The sequence below is a fragment of the Micromonospora sp. NPDC003944 genome, assembly GCF_053605225.1.
This window is the reverse complement of sequence record NZ_JBSGIV010000043.1, coordinates 19,205-37,333: the sequence shown is the minus strand read 5'-3', so window position 1 is coordinate 37,333 and position 18,129 is coordinate 19,205. Positions and strand designations below refer to the sequence as shown.

General features: G+C 72.2%; 19 protein-coding genes. 11 read left to right on the top strand and 8 right to left on the bottom strand.

All coding sequences use genetic code 11. The features are described from left to right. Positions 1 to 37 precede the first annotated feature (37 nt). A complete protein-coding gene (locus ACWER9_RS21150) occupies positions 38 to 643 on the top strand; it encodes a class I SAM-dependent methyltransferase (protein WP_452303454.1) in 606 nt (201 codons plus the stop codon). A gap of 118 nt (positions 644 to 761) precedes the next feature. Here the strand turns inward: ACWER9_RS21150 and eccB are convergent, their stop codons facing one another. Continuing rightward, positions 762 to 2,138 carry a type VII secretion protein EccB gene (eccB, locus tag ACWER9_RS21145; protein ID WP_452303453.1) on the bottom strand — a complete coding sequence of 459 codons (1,377 nt, stop codon included), beginning with the start codon at positions 2,136 to 2,138 and terminating at the stop codon, positions 762 to 764. A 129-nt stretch (positions 2,139 to 2,267) separates the two neighbouring features. Here eccB and ACWER9_RS21140 point away from each other — a divergent pair, with 129 nt between their 5' ends. Beyond that, the gene (locus tag ACWER9_RS21140) at positions 2,268 to 2,987 is read left to right on the top strand and encodes a spermidine synthase (RefSeq protein ID WP_452303452.1); all 720 of its coding nucleotides are present in this window, start codon (positions 2,268 to 2,270) and stop codon (positions 2,985 to 2,987) included. Between the two features lie 97 nt (positions 2,988 to 3,084). Beyond that, positions 3,085 to 3,261 carry a hypothetical protein gene (locus ACWER9_RS21135; RefSeq protein WP_355010015.1) on the top strand — a complete coding sequence of 59 codons (177 nt, stop codon included), beginning with the start codon at positions 3,085 to 3,087 and terminating at the stop codon, positions 3,259 to 3,261. A gap of 4 nt (positions 3,262 to 3,265) precedes the next feature. On the opposite strand, the gene ACWER9_RS21130 is transcribed toward ACWER9_RS21135, so the two are convergent. Continuing rightward, positions 3,266 to 5,068: an acyl-CoA dehydrogenase gene (locus tag ACWER9_RS21130; protein WP_452303451.1), complete on the bottom strand. Its 1,803-nt coding sequence runs from the start codon at positions 5,066 to 5,068 to the stop codon at positions 3,266 to 3,268. A 144-nt stretch (positions 5,069 to 5,212) separates the two neighbouring features. Between ACWER9_RS21130 and ACWER9_RS21125 the strand changes: the two genes are divergently transcribed. From ACWER9_RS21125 to ACWER9_RS21115, 3 genes are read left to right on the top strand one after another with little or no spacing between them, the layout of a single operon-like run. Then, positions 5,213 to 5,635: an MmcQ/YjbR family DNA-binding protein gene (locus ACWER9_RS21125; RefSeq protein WP_452303450.1), complete on the top strand. Its 423-nt coding sequence runs from the start codon at positions 5,213 to 5,215 to the stop codon at positions 5,633 to 5,635. A 56-nt stretch (positions 5,636 to 5,691) separates the two neighbouring features. After that, positions 5,692 to 6,729 carry an L-dopachrome tautomerase-related protein gene (locus ACWER9_RS21120; RefSeq protein WP_452303449.1) on the top strand — a complete coding sequence of 346 codons (1,038 nt, stop codon included), beginning with the start codon at positions 5,692 to 5,694 and terminating at the stop codon, positions 6,727 to 6,729. Positions 6,730 to 6,768: 39 nt separating this feature from the next. Further along, positions 6,769 to 7,464 carry an alpha/beta fold hydrolase gene (locus ACWER9_RS21115; RefSeq protein WP_452303448.1) on the top strand — a complete coding sequence of 232 codons (696 nt, stop codon included), beginning with the start codon at positions 6,769 to 6,771 and terminating at the stop codon, positions 7,462 to 7,464. A gap of 72 nt (positions 7,465 to 7,536) precedes the next feature. Here the strand turns inward: ACWER9_RS21115 and ACWER9_RS21110 are convergent, their stop codons facing one another. From ACWER9_RS21110 to ACWER9_RS21100, 3 genes are all read right to left on the bottom strand, one after another. Continuing rightward, complete coding sequence (locus ACWER9_RS21110) at positions 7,537 to 8,793, bottom strand: MFS transporter (protein ID WP_452303447.1); 1,257 nt, start codon at positions 8,791 to 8,793, stop codon at positions 7,537 to 7,539. Further along, positions 8,790 to 9,386, bottom strand: coding sequence for an ArsR/SmtB family transcription factor (locus ACWER9_RS21105; RefSeq protein WP_452303446.1), 597 nt, complete (start codon positions 9,384 to 9,386; stop codon positions 8,790 to 8,792). Before ACWER9_RS21105 ends, ACWER9_RS21110 begins: the two co-directional genes overlap by 4 nt. A 63-nt stretch (positions 9,387 to 9,449) precedes the next feature. Continuing rightward, the gene (locus ACWER9_RS21100; protein ID WP_452303445.1) at positions 9,450 to 11,015 is read right to left on the bottom strand and encodes an LLM class flavin-dependent oxidoreductase; all 1,566 of its coding nucleotides are present in this window, start codon (positions 11,013 to 11,015) and stop codon (positions 9,450 to 9,452) included. 114 nt (positions 11,016 to 11,129) lie between these two features. Between ACWER9_RS21100 and ACWER9_RS21095 the strand changes: the two genes are divergently transcribed. After that, a complete protein-coding gene (locus ACWER9_RS21095) occupies positions 11,130 to 11,723 on the top strand; it encodes a MarR family winged helix-turn-helix transcriptional regulator (RefSeq protein ID WP_452303444.1) in 594 nt (197 codons plus the stop codon). Between the two features lie 86 nt (positions 11,724 to 11,809). On the opposite strand, the gene ACWER9_RS21090 is transcribed toward ACWER9_RS21095, so the two are convergent. Continuing rightward, complete coding sequence (locus ACWER9_RS21090) at positions 11,810 to 13,321, bottom strand: phosphoesterase (RefSeq protein WP_452303443.1); 1,512 nt, start codon at positions 13,319 to 13,321, stop codon at positions 11,810 to 11,812. 106 nt (positions 13,322 to 13,427) lie between these two features. After that, on the bottom strand, positions 13,428 to 14,090 hold the full coding sequence (locus ACWER9_RS21085) for a hypothetical protein (protein WP_452303442.1): 663 nt from the start codon (positions 14,088 to 14,090) through the stop codon (positions 13,428 to 13,430). Positions 14,091 to 14,493: 403 nt separating this feature from the next. On the opposite strand from ACWER9_RS21085, the gene ACWER9_RS21080 reads away from it, so the two are divergent. Both ACWER9_RS21080 and ACWER9_RS21075 read left to right on the top strand, forming a co-directional pair. After that, positions 14,494 to 15,456 (top strand): helix-turn-helix transcriptional regulator, encoded by a 963-nt coding sequence (locus ACWER9_RS21080; protein ID WP_452303441.1) that lies wholly within the window; start codon positions 14,494 to 14,496, stop codon positions 15,454 to 15,456. Between the two features lie 57 nt (positions 15,457 to 15,513). Next, positions 15,514 to 16,155 (top strand): DUF6624 domain-containing protein, encoded by a 642-nt coding sequence (locus ACWER9_RS21075; protein ID WP_452303440.1) that lies wholly within the window; start codon positions 15,514 to 15,516, stop codon positions 16,153 to 16,155. Positions 16,156 to 16,223: 68 nt separating this feature from the next. On the opposite strand, the gene ACWER9_RS21070 is transcribed toward ACWER9_RS21075, so the two are convergent. Further along, positions 16,224 to 16,619: a winged helix-turn-helix transcriptional regulator gene (locus tag ACWER9_RS21070; protein WP_452303480.1), complete on the bottom strand. Its 396-nt coding sequence runs from the start codon at positions 16,617 to 16,619 to the stop codon at positions 16,224 to 16,226. Positions 16,620 to 16,715: 96 nt separating this feature from the next. On the opposite strand from ACWER9_RS21070, the gene ACWER9_RS21065 reads away from it, so the two are divergent. Together ACWER9_RS21065 and ACWER9_RS21060 are read left to right on the top strand one after the other, a co-directional pair. Then, a complete protein-coding gene (locus tag ACWER9_RS21065; protein WP_452303439.1) occupies positions 16,716 to 17,573 on the top strand; it encodes an SDR family oxidoreductase in 858 nt (285 codons plus the stop codon). A gap of 76 nt (positions 17,574 to 17,649) precedes the next feature. Next, positions 17,650 to 18,120 (top strand): N-acetyltransferase family protein, encoded by a 471-nt coding sequence (locus ACWER9_RS21060; protein WP_452303438.1) that lies wholly within the window; start codon positions 17,650 to 17,652, stop codon positions 18,118 to 18,120. Positions 18,121 to 18,129 lie beyond the last annotated feature (9 nt).

The window sequence follows — 18,129 nt, the reverse complement described above, 5'->3', positions numbered from 1 at the left end:
CCCGCCGGGCTCCCACCGGCCCGGTTACGGTGGCCGTATGGCCAACCCGACCCGCTGGGCGACCGACACCGGCCCCGAGCACTCACAGTGGTACATCGACAGGTTCCGCAAGCTCGTGGCCGAGGGCGCGGACCTGGCCGGCGAGGCCCGCCTGGTCGACACTCTGGTGGCGCCCGGCTCCCGGATCCTCGACGCCGGCAGCGGCACCGGCCGGGTCGGTGCCGCACTGGCGCAGCGGGGGCACACGGTCGTCGGGGTGGACGCCGATCCGGCGCTCGTGGACGCCGCCCGCGCCGACTACCCCGGCCCGACGTGGCTGGTCGCCGACCTCGCCGAACTGGACCTGCCCGCGCTTGGTAAGACGGAGCCGTTCGACGCCGCGGTGCTGGCCGGCAACGTCCTCGCCTTCGTCGCCGTCGGCACCGAACCGGAGGTGCTGCGCCGGGTGGCCGCACACCTGCGCCCCGACGGCGTGCTGACAGTGGGCTTCGGCACCGAGCGCGGTTATCCGCTCACCGCGTTCGACGCCGACGCGGTGGCCGCCGGGCTGCGCGTGGAGCACCGCTTCGCGACCTGGGACCTGCGCCCGTGGCGCGACGACGCCCCGTTCGCGGTCACCATCCTGCGCCGCCCACCCAACTGACCACCACCTGCACGACTACTTCCCGGTGATCAAGAGGTTTGCGTCAGGCTCGCGCCACGTTCTGACGCAAACCTCTTGATCACCGCCGCGGGGGCGCAGGGCCGGAGGGGTTCGGGGGTCAGTCTGGGGCTGCGACGGCTCGGGCGGCGGACGGGTCCAGGGTCGCGCCGGCCGGCACCAGGCTGATCAGACCGGCCGGCAACCGCACCGGTCGCACGTCGCGGTAGCCGAGCATCGGCAGCACCTCCCGGTCGGCAAGCACGTACCGGCGACCCAGGTCGGTGACCACGGAGACGGCGCCGCCGGTCGCACCGGGCGCCGCGGCGGCCTCGACCACCGCGCCGCGACCCGGCTCCACCACCACGTGGTCGGCCAGCACCGCGCCGCCGGTCGGCGCGGTCCGTGGAGAAGCCGCCAGATCCCGCAGCGGTACGCCCCACCGCACCTCACCCACCCCGCCGTCGTCGCCGACGCGGGTGCAGAGCGCGCCGCCGTCGCCGGCCGCGAGCCGGGGCGGTATCGGTGGTGGGGCGGTCGGGCCGGTCGGGGCGAGATCGGGCACCGTGGGCAGAGCGGCGAACCGACCCAAGGTCATCGGCACCGGCTCGCCCTGCCCGGTGCGGGCCAGCAACAGCCCCGCCTGCAACTCGGTGATGCCGGCCAGGCCGGCGTCGAGGGCCACCGCGTACTGCCGTCCGCCACCGGAGTTGCTCACCACGTAGACCGTGCCGACCGGCGCACCCGGCACCCGGGTGGCGGGCCGGCCCAGCGCGGGAAGGTCGAGCGGGGCGAGGTCGGCGCCGGCGGGCAGCGAGTTGAGCAGGGCCGGTGCCACCGGAACCGCCTGGGCCCGGGTAGTGGCGAGCGCCGCCAGCACCCGGTTGGGGTCACGGACCAGGTAGCGCCGCTGGTGCCAGACAAGGTGCAGCCCGCCGTCGGGGTGACGCAGCAGCAGCGCCTCGTCGCCAAGCGGCCGGCCGCCGTCGGGCTCGGTGCCGATCAGCAGCGCGGAGCGGGGCGCCTCGGCGGGCGGGACTGTCGAACAGACCGTCCACGCGGTGGTGGACAGCCGGCCGGGCGCGGGCAGCGAGTCGGGGGCGTCGGCGATGCCCAACGGCAGCCCGCGCGGCACTCCGTCGATCGTGCGTCGGGACACCAGCACGGTCTTCGAGCGGTCCGCCCCGACGATGAGCAGCGCCGAGGCGTAGTTGAGCACCGGGTGCAGCTTCTGCTCGCGATAGACGAACCGGGCGCCGGACTCCTTCTCCACGATCACCGCGCTCGGGTCGCGCCAGCCCTTGCCACCCCCGGCGAACAGCCCGTAGAGGGCGAAGCCACCGAGCCCGATCGCCGCGACCAGGACGCTGGCCAGGCCGGCGCCGGCCAGCCGCCGAAACGGTGACTGCGCGGGGTCGGTCTCCCGCATGACCAGGGCGGCGACTGCCCGCTGGACGCTGAACTGGTAGGAGTGCAGCTGGTCCTGCCGCGACGGCATGAGTCCCCTCCGGTGAGTCGACCGGGCACAGGATATGCGCTGCGTCGATGTCGCGCGGACCCTGCGTGGCCGCCCGTCGTGGGGCAACCGGTACCATCCGTGGACGAATCCGGCGGCGAGAGGGCACCCGTGGGCGCGCGTTTCGAAGAGCTGGCCTGGCGGGAGACTCCGATCGGGGCGATCAGCCTGCGTCGACGCCGTGACCCGGCACTGCAGGTCGAGGTGTACGAGGTCAAGCTCGACGACGAGTACCTGATGTCCAGCCTCTTCCCGGTCGCGGAGATCGAGCTGGCCCGGCTCGGTCTCGCCGAGGTGGCTGGTGACTCGCTCGACGTGGTGGTGGGCGGTCTCGGGTTGGGCTACACCGCCTGCGCGGCACTCGGCGACCCCCGGGTGCGATCCCTGCTGGTGGTGGAGGCGATCGAGGACGTGATCGACTGGCACCGGCGCGGCCTGCTGCCGTTCGCGGCGGGGCTCGCCGAGGACCCCCGGACCCGCTTCGTGCAGGCCGACTTCTTCGCGGCGGTCGCCGGTGACACCGGCTTCGACACCGAAGCGCCCGGTCGGCGCTTCGACGCCGTGCTGCTCGACGTCGACCACTCCCCCCGCAACGTCCTGCATCCGAGCCACGCGGCGTTCTACCCGCCGGCCGGGTTGCGCCGGCTGGCCGCTCTGCTACGCCCCGAGGGTGTCTTCGCGCTCTGGTCGGACGACCCGCCGGACGCCGAGTTCACCGAGGCGCTCACCCAGGTGTTCGCGACCGTACGGGCGCACGTCGTGCCGTTCGCCAACCCGCTGACCGGCGGGGAGTCGGCGAACACCGTCTACGTGGCGCGTACCGGCCCCTGATCGACTCGGCTGCGCCGTCCGCGCATGGTGTCGGTCTAGCGGGGAATGTGTACCCGGGGCCCGCCGCACCAGGCGCGGCCGGTTACGGGAGGTCGACATGCGCGCACTGCTCTGGGTCGTCGGCGTGGTCGCCGGCGTGCTGATCCTGCTCGGGTTGATCCTCGAGGCGGTTCGCTGGCTGATCATCATCGGTCTGATCGCGCTGGTGATCGTGATCGTCTGGGGCGTCGTCAAGGGACGGCAGGCGGTGCAGCACCAGGGTCGACGACGCTGACCGGTCAGAACCAGTCCGGACGCATGTCGAGGGTCGTCCGGTCCCGGCTGTCCAGCAGGTCGAACTGCGGGCCGGTCCGGGGCAGCTCGACGGTGAAGAAGTAGCGTGCGGCCTGCCGCTTGCCGGCGTGGAACGCGTCGCCGGTCCCCTCCGGCGGCAGTGCCAGCACCTGCTCCAACCACATCCACGCGATCACCACGTGCCCGACGGCCTCCAGGTAGGCGCTGGCATTGGCCAGCGCGAGCACCGGGTCACCGTCGGCCCAGAGTCGACGGGTGACCGCGACGACCCGGTCCACAGCGTCGGCCAGCCGGTCCGCCAGCTCGGTCGCCTCTCCCCCGGCCTTGCGGGCCCGCTCGACCGTGTCGCCGATCGTCGCCGTCAGCAGGGCGAGACCGGCGCCGCCCTGCATGGTCACCTTGCGCCCCAGCAGATCCAACGCCTGGATGCCGTGGGTGCCCTCGTGGATCGGGTTGAGCCGGTTGTCCCGGTAGTGCTGCTCCACGTCGTGGTCGCGCGTGTAGCCGGCACCGCCGAGCACCTGGATCGCCAGGTCGTTGGCGGCGAGGCACCACTGCGACGGCCAGCTCTTGGTGATCGGGGTGAGCACGTCAAGCAGCAGGTGCGCGCGCTCGCGGTCAGCCTCGGCCGGTGCGGTCTTCTGCTCGTCGAGCAGCCGAGCGCAGTAGAGCACCAGCGCCAGCGCACCCTCCACGTAGCTCTTCTGCGCCAGCAGCATCCGTCGTACGTCGGGGTGGTCGATGATCGGCACCTGGGCGGCGGCCGGGTCCTTCGCGCCGACCGGCCGGCCCTGCGGCCGCTCCTTCGCGTACGCCAGGCTCTTGAGATAGCCGGTGTAGCCAAGCGCGGTGGCGCCCGCCCCGACCCCGATCCGGGCCTCGTTCATCATGTGGAACATCTGCGCCAGCCCCTGGTGCGGCGCACCGACCAGATGGCCGACCGCTCCGGGCTCGCCGGCCGGGGTGTGCGCGCCGTCACCGAAGTTGAGCAGGGTGTTCGTGGTCCCCCGGAACCCCATCTTGTGGTTGAGCCCGGCCAGCGCCACGTCGTTGCGCTCACCGAGCGACCCGTCCGGGCCGACCAGCACCTTGGGCACGATGAACAGCGAGATGCCCTTGACCCCGGGCGGCGCGCCGGGGATGCGCGCCAGCACCAGATGGACGATGTTCTCGGCCAACTCGTGGTCGCCACCGGAGATCCACATCTTGGTGCCGAAGAGCCGGTACGTGCCGTCCGCCTGCGGCTCGGCGCGGGTGGTGATGTCGGCCAGTGAGCTGCCTGCGTGCGGCTCGGACAGGCACATGGTGCCGAAGAACCGGCCGTCGAGCATGGGCCGGACGTAGGTGTCCACCTGCTCGGGGCTGCCGTGCGCCAGCAGGAGGTTGGCGTTGCCCAGGGTGAGGAACGGGTACGCCGAGGTGGCCACGTTTGCCGCCTGGAACCAGGTGAAGCAGGCCGCCGCGACCGCGTGCGGCAGTTGCAGGCCACCGACCGTGGCGTCCAGCCCGGCGGTGAGCAGACCCGTCTCGGCGAAGCTGTCCAACGCGGCACGGATCTGCGGAATCAGCCGCACCCGCTGCCCGTCGACTGTGGGTTCGGCCAGGTCGGCGGCCCGGTTGTGCGGGGCGAACTGTTCGGTGGCCACCCGCTCGGCGAGGTCCAGCGCGTCGTCGAACGTCTCCCGGGAGTGCTCGGCGTAGCGGGGACGCTCGACGAGGTCGGACACCCGCAGCCACTCGTGCAGCAGGAAGTCGAGGTCACGACGGGAGAGCAGGGTGGACGGCACGGCACTCCTCAGCGGGCACGGGTACGTCGGGACGGCGCAGATTCGCCCCGGCTTATCCTGGCCGATCGACCGGGCGCGCACCACCGGGCGGGGTGGGGTTCGACGAGCGGGACTTGTCACACCGTTCGGCTAGCGTTCTTGTCCGTGACCGCACCCGGAGACGTCCCGCCCGAGGTCCTCGACCGGCTGCGGCCGATCTGTCTCGGGCTGCCGGAGACCTACGAGGAGCCGGCCTGGGTGGGCACCCGCTGGCGGATCCGCAGGCGGACCTTCGCCCACGTGCTCACCGTCGACCCCGATCGCCAGCCGGTCCACGCACGCGCCGCCGCCCTCGGGCAGCCCGCCTGCCTGCTGACCTTCCGATCGCCGCTCGACGAGATCGCCGGGCTCCTCGCCACGGGGCACCCCTTCTACAAACCGGACTGGAGCCCGAACGTGATGGGCATGGTTCTCACCGAGGACGTCGACTGGGAGGAGGTGAACGAGTTGCTCACCGAGAGCTTCTGCGTCATGGCCCCGAAGCGGCTCGCCGCAAGGGTCGGCCCGCCGGCACCGTCGGCCGGCTGAGCACGGCGGGCCTTCGACCGCCGGTTTCGGCCGACACGCTCCGGGGATACCGCGCGATGTCGTCGCTGCCCACCGAGGAGGATCCCCGGTTGACGCCGGTGTTCCAGGAGGACCGGGTGTGCACGGGCGTCACCACCGTGCGCGGGCGGGTGTTCCTGAGTTACCCGTCGGCGGACAGGCCCGGCGTGCAGGTGGTGGAGGTGCTGCCGGACGGGCGGCGTGAGCCGTACCCCGATGCCGCCTGGAACCGCGCGAACCAGCCGCCGGACGGGGCGTTCGTGCACGTCAACGGTCTGCGGGCTGGCCCGGACGGCCGGCTGTGGATCGTCGACTCGGGTGCGCCGCAGGTCGGGGGCGCGCAGGTGCCGGGCGGTGCTCGGCTGATCGCTGTCGACCCGGACGGCGACCACGTGCAGCGGGTGCACCACCTCGACGAGGCGGTGCACCCGGGCAGTTACGTCGACGACGTCCGGTTCAACGGCCGGATGGCGTATCTCAGCGACGCCGGAGCGCCCGGCCTCATCGTGCTCGACCTGGTCTCGGGTCGGTCGCGACGGGTGCTGGACGGGCATCCGAGCACGGTGGGCGGCCCGGTGGTCGCCGACGGTCGCGCGCTGCGTGACCCGGACGGCGCCGAGGTACGCCTGCACGTCGACCAGCTGGAGGTGTCGCCGGATGGCAGGTGGCTCTACTACCAGCCGGCCTCCGGTGGGATGTCCCGCGTGGCGACCCGCTGGTTGGACGACCCGTCGGTGTCCGCGGACGAGCTGGCCCGCAGGGTGCAACGGTGGTGTGACACGCCCAGCACCGGCGGCACGGCCATCGACGCCACCGGCGCCATCTACCTCAGCGACCTGGAACGGCGGCGCGTCCTCGTCCTCGCACCGGACCGCAGCGTGCGTACGCTCGTCGCCGACCCCCGGCTGGCCTGGGTGGACGCGATGTGGCTGGACGCCGATGCCCGGCTCTGGATGCCGGCGGCCCAGCTACACCTGACCGCCGGGCTCAACGGCGGCGTCGCGGCTGTCGACTACCCGGTCCACATCTACCGGATGCCGGTGGAGACCGGGCCGCCCGCCGTGGACCACGACTGAGGGGCCGACCTGTCGCAGGTCGGCGTTAGGCTCCCGGCCATGGCTGATTTCGTGCTGGTGGCGGGGGCGTGGCTGGGGTCGTGGGCATGGGGCGAGGTGGTGCCGCCGCTGCGGGCGGCCGGCCATGGCGCTCACCCGCTGACCCTCTCCGGCCTCGCCGAGCGGCGGGGTGTGCCCGCCGGGCAGCAGACCCACGTGCAGGACATCGTCGACGAGGTCGAGCGCCGCGACCTGCGCGACGTGGTGTTGGTCGGCCACAGTTACTCGGGCATCCCGGTGGGTCAGGCCGCCGAGCGGATCGGTGACCGGCTGACGCGGGTGGTCTTCGTCGACTCCGAGGTGCCGGTCGACGGTGGGTCGTTCGCCTCCGGTTGGTGGCAGGGCCAGTCGGCGTTCGAGGCGCAGCTCGCCGGCAACGGCGGCGTCTGGGCTCCGCTCGGCGCGGGCGACTTCGACGGTCAGGGTCTCACCGACGAGCAGGTCGCGCGCCTGGTCGAGGGGTCGACCGCGCACCCGGGCGCCACGCTCACCGAGCCGGCCGCGCTGAGCCGACCGCTTGGTGAGCTGCCGGCAACGTACGTCAAGTGCCTGCTCGACGGGCCCGAGCCCAACGACGCGGTGGCCAAGCTGCTGGCCAGCGACAGGTGGCGACTCGTCACGATGGACACCGGCCACTGGCCGATGTTCTCGCAGCCCGCCGAGCTGGCCCGGCTCCTGCTGGCGGAGGCCGCCTGAGCCGGCACCGGCTGGCACTGTCGGCGCCTCACCCACCGCCGTCACGAGCAGGCCGACCCGCGCGGCGAGCGGTCAGGTCACCGGTTCGTCGAGGGTGTGGATGTGGCGCACCGGCGAGGCGAGCAACCAGAGCACCGCGAGCACGCCACCCAGACCGGCGATGACCAGGGTGGGCCGCAGCCCGATGGTGGTGCCCAACGCCCCGCCGACAAGCGCGCCGAGCGGTCGGATGCCGTAGTTGACGGCGCTGTAGGCACCGGCCCGCCGGCCTCGCGCGTCGTCGGGTGTCACGGCGGTGAGCAGGGCGTTGAGGTTCACGTCCATCAGCATCACCCCGATGCTGGAGACCAGCTCGATGGCCGCCAGCATCGCCACCTTCGTCCACGTCGGTCCGGACACCAGCGCGGTCAACGCCAGCGGCGCGGGGAAGAGCACCGCGCCGATCATGGCGGTCCGGCCCAGGCCGATGGCACGGGAGACGCGCGGCGCGAGCGCCGCTCCCGCGAACCCGCCGAGCGCTCCGACCCCGAAGGCGATGCCGATCGCGCCGGCCGACAGGCCGAGTTCACGGCTGACGTAGAGCACCAGCAGCGCGCTGGCGATGAAGGTGAAGAAGTTGACGGTGCTGGTGCAGCCGAGGGCGGCCCGCAGCACCGGGTGCCGCAGCACCAGTGTGAGTCCTTCGCGGACCAGGCCGAGCGTGGACGTTCGACGCGGCGGCGGAGGCGTCTCGGTCACCGGGATGCGGCCGAGCAGCAGCGCGGAGCCGAGGAACGACACCGCGTCGACGAGGATCGCGACCGGCGCGCTGAGGGCCTGGACCAGCCCACCGCCGACGGCCGGGCCGGCGATGAAGGACAGCGACCGGCTCATGCTCAGCTTGCTTGTGGCGTCCACGTACGCCGATCGGGGCACCAGCGCGACGAAGAACGCCTGACGCGCCATGGCGAACAGGACGGCTCCGAGGCCGGTGAGCAGCGCCACCAGGTAGAGCTGGGTGAGGGTGATCGCGTCGAAGAGGTAGGCCACCGGCAGGCTGATCAGCACCGCTGCGCGGACCAGGTCCGCGATGATCAGGAGTCGCCGCTTGTGGGTGCGCTGGTCGACCCACGCGCCGAGGAAGAGGCCCAGGAGGTTGGGCAACCAGATCAACGCGGTGAGGACGCTCACCTGTGCGGGTGTCACGGTGAGCAGGGTGACGGCTATCAGCGGTAGGGCCAGTTCGCTGATCCGGTCACCGAACTGGGAGATCGTCTCGCTGATCCAGAAGGTGCGGAACCGCCGGTCGCGGTGCAGGGCTGGCGCGGGGGCGGTGTCGGTGGCGGTCATGACGCGGCCAGGTCGTCGCCGGGCTCGGGCAGGAGGTAGCGCAGCATCCGGACGATCCGCGCGTCGGTCGGCGCCGTGGCGTCGTCCTTGCGCCGCACGTACGGGGCGATCAGCTCCTCGATCGCGGCTTCCAGCTGTTGCAGCTCCTCGGGGGTGGCCACGAAGCTGGTGTCGGAGACACCGGACACGCCGCGCCACTGCGTGTCCAGCCGCGGTTCGTCGTGCAGCAGCCACCGCTGCGGCGCCTCGGCGATCCGGGCGAACATCTCGCCGCGTAGTTGACGGCCGGCAGCCTGCCCCTCGGCATCGTCGGGCAGGTTGAAGCGGAAGCCCCGGGCGGCCGCCTGCCACCAGCGCTCACGCTTGCTGGCGGTGCCCTCCGCGTCGACGACCAGGCCGAACGTCGCGAGGTGCCGCAGGTGCCAGCTGACCACTGACGGGGTGGCGCCGACGTGCGGCGAGAGCCCGGTGGCGGTGGCCGGGCCGTGCCGCTGGAGGCGGTCGAGGATGGCCAGCCGCACCGGGTGGGCCAGCGCCCGCAGCGCCTGCGGCTCGGTGATCTCGAAATCCCCGTACGGATTCTTGAGAGACATGTTTCGAGAGTAGTCTCTCAGATCAGATCGGGGCAACCCCGAGCCGTCGCAGCGGCACGCTGATCAGGCGATGCCCAGCCGCGCCAACGGCTCCACCAGCTCCCGCTCCTCGTAGCTGAGGTGCGACAGGAGGGCGTCGGTCAGCAGGTCCACCGCGGCCCGCAACTCGGCGAGGCCGTCCGGAGACCCGACGTAGGCGACAAGCGCCCGGTCGACACCCTCGAGCACGTCGTGGATGACGTGGTGCTCCTGCTCCAACCGGTCGACCACCGGGCCGAGTCGCGGGTCGCTCGCCCGCAGCCGTGGGAAGAACGACTGGTCCTCGATCGTGTGATGGGTGGTGACGATGCGGCAGTACGACTCGCAGTAGACGCCGAGCGTCCAGCGGTTCTGCCGCATGGTCATCGTGTTGATGTGCGACCGGGCCGCCCCGGCGTCGATCTCACCTGCCGCCACCTGCTCGATCAGGTCGTGGATCTGGGCCAGCTCGGCACGCAGACCGTCGTGGATCTGCACCAGGTGCGCGCCGGTGGCCTGCTCCTGCGGGGTGTACGTGCGCTCCGGGTCGGGCGCGGGCCCGGTCGGCCGGGTCGACTCGTCCCACACCCGCTGCTCGCTTCGTCGTACCCCGTCGTCGGGGGTCGGCACCACGGCGAACCCGCCGCCGGCCGCGGTGGCCCGGCTCGCCCGGACCGGCGAGGCCGCGACCGGCGGCGGGGTGCTCGTCGCGACCGCGCCCTGGCCCCGCTCGGCCGCGACCAGCTCGCGGACCGCGGGGGCCACCTCGCCGGCGAACCGGCGCAGGTCGTCGGGGTCGTCGCTGCCGAGGATGAAGGCGCTGACGCCGTCGTCAAGTGCCAGCTCGGCCAGTTCCTCGGCCCACTGCTCGGCGGGCCCGTTCAGCGGGCCGCGGCCGATGGTGGCGAACTCGCCGGAGATGTTGAGCAGTCGACGGACGTCGCGTGGGGACCGGCCGGCCTGCTGCGCGGCGTCGTCGATGATCGCGTTGCCCTTGGCCAGGTCACCGGGCTGGAGGTAGCCCAGCGTGGGCAGCCAGCCGTCGCCCCGGCGACCGGTGAGCTGGAGCATCCGGGGCTTGTACGCACCAAGCCAGATCGGCACCGCGTGAGCCGGCGCGGGCCCACGCTTGGCGCCCACCACCCGGTAGAACTCGCCGTCGACCCGCACTCCACCGCGCGTCTCGACGTCCCAGAGCTGGCGGATGGCGTCGATGGCCTCCTCCAACGCCCGGACGCCCTGGCCGGGGGTCAGCCGCCGGCCGCCCATGGCCTCGATCGCGTCCCAGAACGCCCCCGCCCCGAGACCGAGGCCGACCCGGCCACCGCTGAGCAGGTCCAGGCTGGCCACGCTGCGGGCGAGCACCGCAGGCGGGCGCAGCGGCAGGTTCGTCACGTTCGCGGCCAGGTGCACCCGGCTGGTGCGGGCCGCGACGAAGCTCAGCAGCGTCCAGGTGTCGAGGAACGCCGGCTGGTAGGGGTGGTCCTGGAAGGTGACCAGGTCGAGCCCGACCTGCTCGGCCAGGACGGCGATGGCGACCGTGCGGTCCGGAGCGCCGGCGCTGGGGGTGACGAAGGATCCGAAGACCAGGTCGTGGCCGTAGTCGCTCATCTGCGCGCCTCCCGATTCACCCGACGCCTCGGGCGACGCGTCGTGACCTTAACCTTATGCCACACAGAACATCTGCTGCCAACAAGGTCTGGCTCACTGCGCTATTGTCGGGGCATGACGGGTGTCACTCGCCGGCCGGACCGGCCCGATCCGCTCGACGACGACCTGGGGTGGATGCTCGGGATCGTCTTCCGCGGCTACGTCCGGGCAGCCGAACACGCGTTCACCGACTTCCCCGGCGGCCCCCGCGGCTACCAGTTGCTCACGGCGGCGCTCACCGGGCCGGCCCGCAACCAGGGCGCGATCGCCGAGGAGATCGGCATCGACCGGACCGTCCTGACGTACCTGATCGACGACCTGGAGCGGCCCGGTTTCGTCACCCGTCGGGCCGACCCCGCCGACCGGCGCAACCGGTTGGTCGAGGTCACCGACGCCGGCCGTGCCGCGTGGGAGCAGCGGCGGTCGGCGCTGCGGCAGGTCGAGTCGCACCTGTTGGGGGCGCTGACGCCGACCGAGTCGACGACGTTGCGCTCACTACTGCAGAAGGTCGCCTGCTCGGCCCAGGCGGTCGACCCGCTGCGCGACCTCTGCGAGGTGGTGACGCGGGCGCAGGCCGACCCGGCACCCGCTGCCCCCCGGGACGGTGCCGCGGCGGCGCCGAGCGGGCCGACCACCACCCCCCGAGCCCGCCGCCGCAGAGCCGACTGACCTGCGGGCGGGTCCGGTCCGGCACCACCCGACGTCGTCCGTCGAGCGGTGCCGGACCGGCCCGCTGTGTCGCTACCGCGCCTTGGTCAGCGCACGTGCACGAACACCGGGTTCGAGTAGAACCACAGGTCGTCCCACGGGCTCTCCAGCCCGTCGGCGAGCGGCTCGGCCTCGTCGGTGCTGGTACCACGCACCCGCGCGTAGGTGTCCGCCTCGACATTGCGCAGGGTGTGCCGGATGACGTAGCTGTCGCCGTGCCGACGCCAGTCCCGCGGGCCGAACCGGGCCGCCACAGTGGTGGTGGGGTTGGTGTCGGCGTCCAGGTTGGCGCTCGGGCCGGTGATCTGGCCGACGATCAGGTCGACGCGGCGGACCTCGGGCCGGTCGCCGTTCGCGTTCACCCCACCCAGCGGGCGGAACGTGATCTCGATCTCGACGTCGGTACGACTCCGCCGGCTCACCGTGATCGTCTCGCCCACCTCGGCGGTCCTGCCCTGGGACGTCGCGGTGACGTCGAGGCTGCGGATCAGGTCACCGGTGGTGACCCAGATCCGGCCGTTGCGCAGACCGTCCATGATGTCGCCGTAGTCCTGACGGGCGTGCACGTACGTCTTGCTGTACTCGCCGGGCCAGAAGTCGGAGCCGCCGCGGGTCCAGTGCACGTGCGAGTCCGAGGTCGCGGTGATCCACCAGCGCCGACCCTCGCCGAGCAGGGAGTCCCACAGGCCGCCGACCCGGGCGGTCATCTGGTCGAAGCCACCGTAGGTGGGGTGGTTGCCGTACCCGCCCCGCTTGCCGCCGTTGAGCGGGCCGGCCTGGTGGCCGGGCGCGCCCTCGAAGCCGATGTAGACGTCCGGTGCGGCGTTGTTGCCGTTGCGGAACTCGCGCGGAGTGTCCTGGCCGTAGACGCCGAGACCGGGCGCCGAGCGGGACGCGTGGTGGGCGATCACCAGCGGCTTGTGCGGCATGCCCCGGGCGACCTTGAGGAACTCCACCATCTTGGCCTCGGTGTCGCGGGCCGGGTCGGTGGGGAACGCGTCGTACTTGGCGAACCGGCTCTCCAGCTCGAAGAGCTGCTTCGCCTCGTCGTCGTGGCGCGGGATCATCAGCGTGTGGTGGTCCAGCGAGGGCGCGTCGAACTCCATGCCCCAGAACTGGAGCACCTCGGGGACCAGCTTGCGGGAGCGCAGCAGGTCGGGGTACGCCTGCTCGATGTTCACCTTGGAGTGGGTCGGCCCACCGTGGTCGGTGCACATGGCCCAGGTCAGACCGAAGTTCTTCGCCATGATGGCGTTGGTGACGATCGGGTAGACCGCGTCCGCGCCCTTGTGGAAGACGATCGGCGACTTCGTGGTGTCGAACTCGCCGCTGTACTCGGAGTGGATGTGGTGGTCGCCCGCGCGCCACGCCCGGTTCTTGGAGGTGCCCCGGTCGCTCTTGTCGTCGTCACCCGGTCGGCGGTCCTCGTCGGCCCACGCCGCGCCGGCACCGACCAGAGGGCTGGCGGCGGCCAGCGTCGCGCCGACGCCCGCGTACTTGACCAGCTTGCGCCGGGACAGCTGCGCGTGCTCGGTCTCTTCGGGATGCTTGTCTCTCACGTGAGAGCCTCTTTTCGATCAAGCGATTGCTCTTTCGATCAAGGAGCCTCGGAGAGGGTGGTGAACACCCGCCGTACGCAGCGGGTGCGCGTGATGAATACCCGGGTCAGATGCGTGCGCGGGGCAGCCAACCCAGGAATCGGAGCCGGACCCGGGGCAGTGGCAGCGTGGGCAGGTCCTGGGCGGCGGCGACGAGGCAGGAGCCGAGATAGACCGCGAGGGAGGCGCGCGCTCCGCCGAACTCGGCGAGCAGTTGGCTCTGCTTGGTGGCGCAGGGCCACTCGCGCCCGCATCCGGTGCACGTCCAGCTCGGCGGGTTCGGGAGGTGCTCCGGCAGCTTGGCGCGGCGGTAGCGACCGACGACGCTGTTGTCCGGCCGTACGTCGCGACGCCGCGCAACGGGGCCCTCGTTGCGGTGCGTCACCGGACGCCTTGCGGGCAGGTAGCGCCCGACGGTGCCGAAGAGCACCCCGACGCGGATCAGGGCGTCCGGTCCGACGTGCTGGGTCAGCAACGCGGTCATCAGGTAGTGCCCCAGCAGGTCGAAGGCGTCACGGTGCAAACCCAGGTCGCGGCAGAGGTCGACGAATTCCGGTGTGGTCAGCGGCACCCGGTCGTCGAGGGCGCGGCGCAGCACCTCACGCAGCCCGCCCCCGAGCATCTCCAGCGCGTCCCCCTCGCCCAGACCCAGGCTGTCCTCGTCCGCCACCCGGGCCAGCGCCTCGGCCACGGCCAGCCGAACGACGCGGTCAGGATCAGTACCGTCCAACGCTTCCCCCTTGGTGGGCCGGTCTCCCGGCAGCGACCCGATCACCCTCCGACGAATCATGAACAAGATTTCGCCGTCGGCTGCGGGGGTGGCTAGGACAGCAGGCGCAGAATCATTCGGCGCGCTAGTCGGAAAACGAAGTCGAGAGACCGACACATCGCGGTGATTCGCAGGACACCACGCAAGCGATTGTCGTATGGTGACATTCCCATCTACAGATATTGCGTCTCAGAGCTACTGAATGATCAGGCTCAACCGGTCGCTGCCGTCCCGCTCGCGACGTTCCACCGCACCGCCGGCCACCGACGTGCCAGGTCACCCGCCGAGCACCCGGTACGTCCCGATCCTGCCATCGGCACCCGTTCCACCAACCGGCGGCACCTCCACCGGACGGAGACAGCGGATGACGCCATCGCCAGTGCAGACCCACAATTTCGACAGCCGTGACCCGGCGGCGATCCAGGAATTCCTGTCCGCGACCTACGACCCGAAGCTGCGCATCCAGAGCAGAAACGGATACCGGCTCACCCACCACCGCGTCGACACCGGCCCCTTCGCCATGGCGACGACCCGCCAGACCGGGCACCTCGAGATCGGTGCCAGCACCCTCGACGGACTGGTCGTCGGTCGCGCCCGCACCGCCCGCGTCGACCGCTCCTGCGCCGGGTCGGCCCACCGGTTCGGCCCCGGCGAGGTCTTCCTCGTCACCAGGCCGGAGGAGCCGTGCGCCGTCCGCTGGCACCCCGGCGACGTGGAGCTGTGCGTACTGGACCTGTCGGTGCTGGCGCAGGTGGCCACCACCGCGCCGGCCCGCCGACCCGGTCGGATCCAGTTCACCGAACTGGGTCCCGCCAGTACCGCCCTGGCCCGGCAGTGGCGCAACACCACGAGCTTCGTCCGCGACGTCGTGTTGACCAGCCCGGCCGCCGGGGCACAGTCGCTGGTGATCGGCAACGCCGCCCGGATGCTGGCCGCGGCGGCGCTCACGGTCTTCCCCAACACCGCGTTCACCGAGCCGACCGCCGCGGACCGGAACGACGCCACCACCGCCACGCTGCGCCGGGCGATCGCGTTCCTGGAGGAGCACGCCGACCGGGACATCAGCGCGGCGGACATCGCCGGCGCCGCCGGCGTCTCCCTCCGGGCGGTGCAACTCGCCTTCCGTCGTCACCTCGGCACCACCCCCATGGCCTACCTGCGTCGGACTCGGCTCGTCCGGGCACACCACGACCTGATCCGCGCCGACCCGCACCAGGAGACGGTCTCGGCGATCGCCAGTCGGTGGGGGTTCGCCAGCCACAGCAGGTTCACCGCCCGATACCACGCCAGCTACGGCGTGCCGCCACGCGAGACGCTGAACGCCTGAGGCACGGCGCCGGCCGCGCCTTGTGAGGGTGACCACGACCCGACGACAATCGGTGCCGTGAAGCTCCCGTCGCCGCTCGCGGTGCCGCTGGTGGCGCTGCTGACCCTCGGCGGCTGCGGCACCTCGCCCAGATCGGGCGACGACCCGCCGAGCAGCGCGCCGCCGGCATCCGCGAACGCCCCCTCCCCCGTCGTCCGGTCCCCGGTCGCCTTCGACAAGGCGCTGCACGACGAGCTGGTGGCGATGCTGGAGCGCGACCAGGCCGACCGCGAGGGCACGCCGCAGAGCGAGTCCGACCAGGCCCGCACCGCCCGGTTGAAGGACATCGTCCGGGTCCACGGCTGGCCGTCCTTCGCGCTCGTGGGCGAGGACGGCGGCAACGCCGCCTGGGCGATCGCCCAGCACTCCGACCAGGATCCAACGTTCCAACAGGAGGCATTGGAACTGCTGCGGGCGGCGGTGGCCGCCCGCCAGGCATCGCCGGGCAACCTGGCCTACCTGGAGGACCGGGTCGCGACGGGCAAGGGCGAGCCCCAGGTGTACGGCACACAGATCCGCTGCGGACCGGACGGCCCCGTCCCGGCGACCCCGATCAGGGACGAGCCGGGTGTCGAGCGACGCCGGGCGGAGGCCGGCCTGCCGACGCTCGCCAGCTACCTGGCCGAGATGACCACGATCTGCGCCCAGGACGCCAACTAGCCCCACGTCACCAGCCGGCCTCCACCGTGCGCCCGGCTGGCCCGCCGGGTAGGTGTCGCCGGGAGGAGCTAGCCCCGGTCGCGCTCGTGGCTGTCTCGGGCGGTCTGCACCTCGGGCACCGAGGCTTCCAGCAGATCGGCGAGGCCACGTAGGTGATCGGCGACCCGGACACCGAGTGGGGTCAGCGAGTATTCGACCCGCGGCGGGATCGCGGTGAGCACCTCACGGGTGAGCATCCCGTCGCGTTCGAGGGTCTGCAGGGTCTGGGAGAGCATCCGCTCGCTGACCCCGTCGATGCGGCGGCGCAGCGCGTTGAACCGGTAGCGGCCCTCGCCGAGCGCCAACAGGGCCAGCGAGGCCCACTTCGAGGTGACGTCCTCGAAGGCCGCACGGGAGGTGCAACCCCGGGCGAAGACATCGCTCACGAATTCCTGGGTAGGCCCCGCCGGGTCCTGGACCGGCATGTCGCTCACCTCACCAGCCTATCCCATGCCAATCCTTGGTTAGCGCTGTAGATTCGTAAGTGCCTGCACATCTGTAACTACTGTCCGGAGGTTCCCATGCCCACCTACGCCGTCACCGGCGCCACCGGCCGACTGGGCCGACTGGTGATCGAGCGCCTGCTCGACAGCGGCGTACCCGCCGCCGATGTCGCCGCCATCGTCCGCAGCCCGGAGAAGGCCGCCGACCTCGCCGCACGAGGGGTCGAGATCCGCAAGGCCGACTACGACGACCCGTCGACGCTGCCCGGCGCCGTGGCCGGCGTACGCCGCCTGCTGCTCATCTCCGGCGACACTCCCGGTCAACGCGTCCCCCAGCACACCGCGGTCATCGACGCCGCCAAGCTCGCCGGGGTGCAGCGGCTCGTCTACACGAGCATCCTGAAGGCCGACACCACCGCGAACCCGCTCGCTCCGGAACACAAGGCCACCGAGGAGGTCCTTGCCGCGTCCGGCCTGGCCTACACCGTGCTGCGCAACGGTTGGTACACCGAGAACTACACCGACCAACTGCCGCAGTACCTGGGGTCCGGCACCATCCTCGGCGCCACCGGCGGCAGCAAGATCTCCGCCGCGACCCGGGCCGACTACGCGGGTGCCGCCGTGGCGGCGCTGACCCGCGAGGAGGACGGCAACGCCGTCTACGAACTGGGCGGCACCGCCTTCAGCTTCGACGAGCTGGCCGAGGCCGTGACGGAGGTGACCGGCACCACGGTCGTGCACCAGGACATGTCCGCCGCCGAGCTGGCCTCCGCCCTGCAGAACGTCGGCCTGGACGCGGGCACCGCAGGGTTCGTCGCCGCACTCGACACGTCAATCGCCGACGGCGAGCTGGCGACCGACAGCGACGACCCGAGCCGGCTGCTCGGTCGGCCGAGCACCCCACTGCGCGACGCCGTCCGGGCCGCGCGAGCCTGACCGGGCCCATCGCTCACGCGGGCGGCGGCGAGAGGTGGCCGTCGCCCCGCCAGCCGGGGACCGTATGCTCGGCGGCATGGTGAGCCGTGACTTCGTCGTCCGCGCCGCCGTGCCGGAAGACGACCCCGAACGGGTCTTCGACGTGCTGCGGCAGCTCGCCCCCGACGACGCACGACCGGATCCCGCCCGGCTGACCACCGCCTGGCGTGACCTGCACGCCCAGGCCGGCCGCCGCCTCCTGCTGGCCGTCGCCGGGGAGACCATCGTGGGCACCCTGGACACCCTCGTCGCCCCCAACCTCACCCACGGCGCGCGGCCGTACATGGTGGTGGAGAACGTGGTGGTCGCGGCCGGCTGGCGCCGTCGTGGCGTCGCTCGGTCCCTCATGCTGGCGGCGTTCGACGATGCGGCGGCGGCCGGCTGCTACAAGGTCCAACTCGTGTCGAACGCCGCGCGCACCGACGCCCACCGCTTCTACGCGTCCCTCGGGTTCGGGCAGTCCGCCCTCGGCTACCGCCGGTACCTCACCACCCCGACCGACACCTGACGCTTCCGC

What these genes read in the sequence shown, in the direction of transcription:
- ACWER9_RS21150 (WP_452303454.1), top strand. Translation starts at nt 38, where the DNA reads ATGGCCAACCCGACCCGCTGGGCGACCGACACCGGCCCCGAGCACTCA.
- eccB (WP_452303453.1), bottom strand. Translation starts at nt 2,138, where the DNA reads ATGCCGTCGCGGCAGGACCAGCTGCACTCCTACCAGTTCAGCGTCCAG.
- ACWER9_RS21135 (WP_355010015.1), top strand. Translation starts at nt 3,085, where the DNA reads ATGCGCGCACTGCTCTGGGTCGTCGGCGTGGTCGCCGGCGTGCTGATC.
- ACWER9_RS21120 (WP_452303449.1), top strand. Translation starts at nt 5,692, where the DNA reads ATGTCGTCGCTGCCCACCGAGGAGGATCCCCGGTTGACGCCGGTGTTC.
- ACWER9_RS21115 (WP_452303448.1), top strand. Translation starts at nt 6,769, where the DNA reads ATGGCTGATTTCGTGCTGGTGGCGGGGGCGTGGCTGGGGTCGTGGGCA.
- ACWER9_RS21110 (WP_452303447.1), bottom strand. Translation starts at nt 8,793, where the DNA reads ATGACCGCCACCGACACCGCCCCCGCGCCAGCCCTGCACCGCGACCGG.
- ACWER9_RS21105 (WP_452303446.1), bottom strand. Translation starts at nt 9,386, where the DNA reads ATGTCTCTCAAGAATCCGTACGGGGATTTCGAGATCACCGAGCCGCAG.
- ACWER9_RS21100 (WP_452303445.1), bottom strand. Translation starts at nt 11,015, where the DNA reads ATGAGCGACTACGGCCACGACCTGGTCTTCGGATCCTTCGTCACCCCC.
- ACWER9_RS21095 (WP_452303444.1), top strand. Translation starts at nt 11,130, where the DNA reads ATGACGGGTGTCACTCGCCGGCCGGACCGGCCCGATCCGCTCGACGAC.
- ACWER9_RS21080 (WP_452303441.1), top strand. Translation starts at nt 14,494, where the DNA reads ATGACGCCATCGCCAGTGCAGACCCACAATTTCGACAGCCGTGACCCG.
- ACWER9_RS21070 (WP_452303480.1), bottom strand. Translation starts at nt 16,619, where the DNA reads ATGCCGGTCCAGGACCCGGCGGGGCCTACCCAGGAATTCGTGAGCGAT.
- ACWER9_RS21065 (WP_452303439.1), top strand. Translation starts at nt 16,716, where the DNA reads ATGCCCACCTACGCCGTCACCGGCGCCACCGGCCGACTGGGCCGACTG.
- ACWER9_RS21060 (WP_452303438.1), top strand. Translation starts at nt 17,650, where the DNA reads ATGGTGAGCCGTGACTTCGTCGTCCGCGCCGCCGTGCCGGAAGACGAC.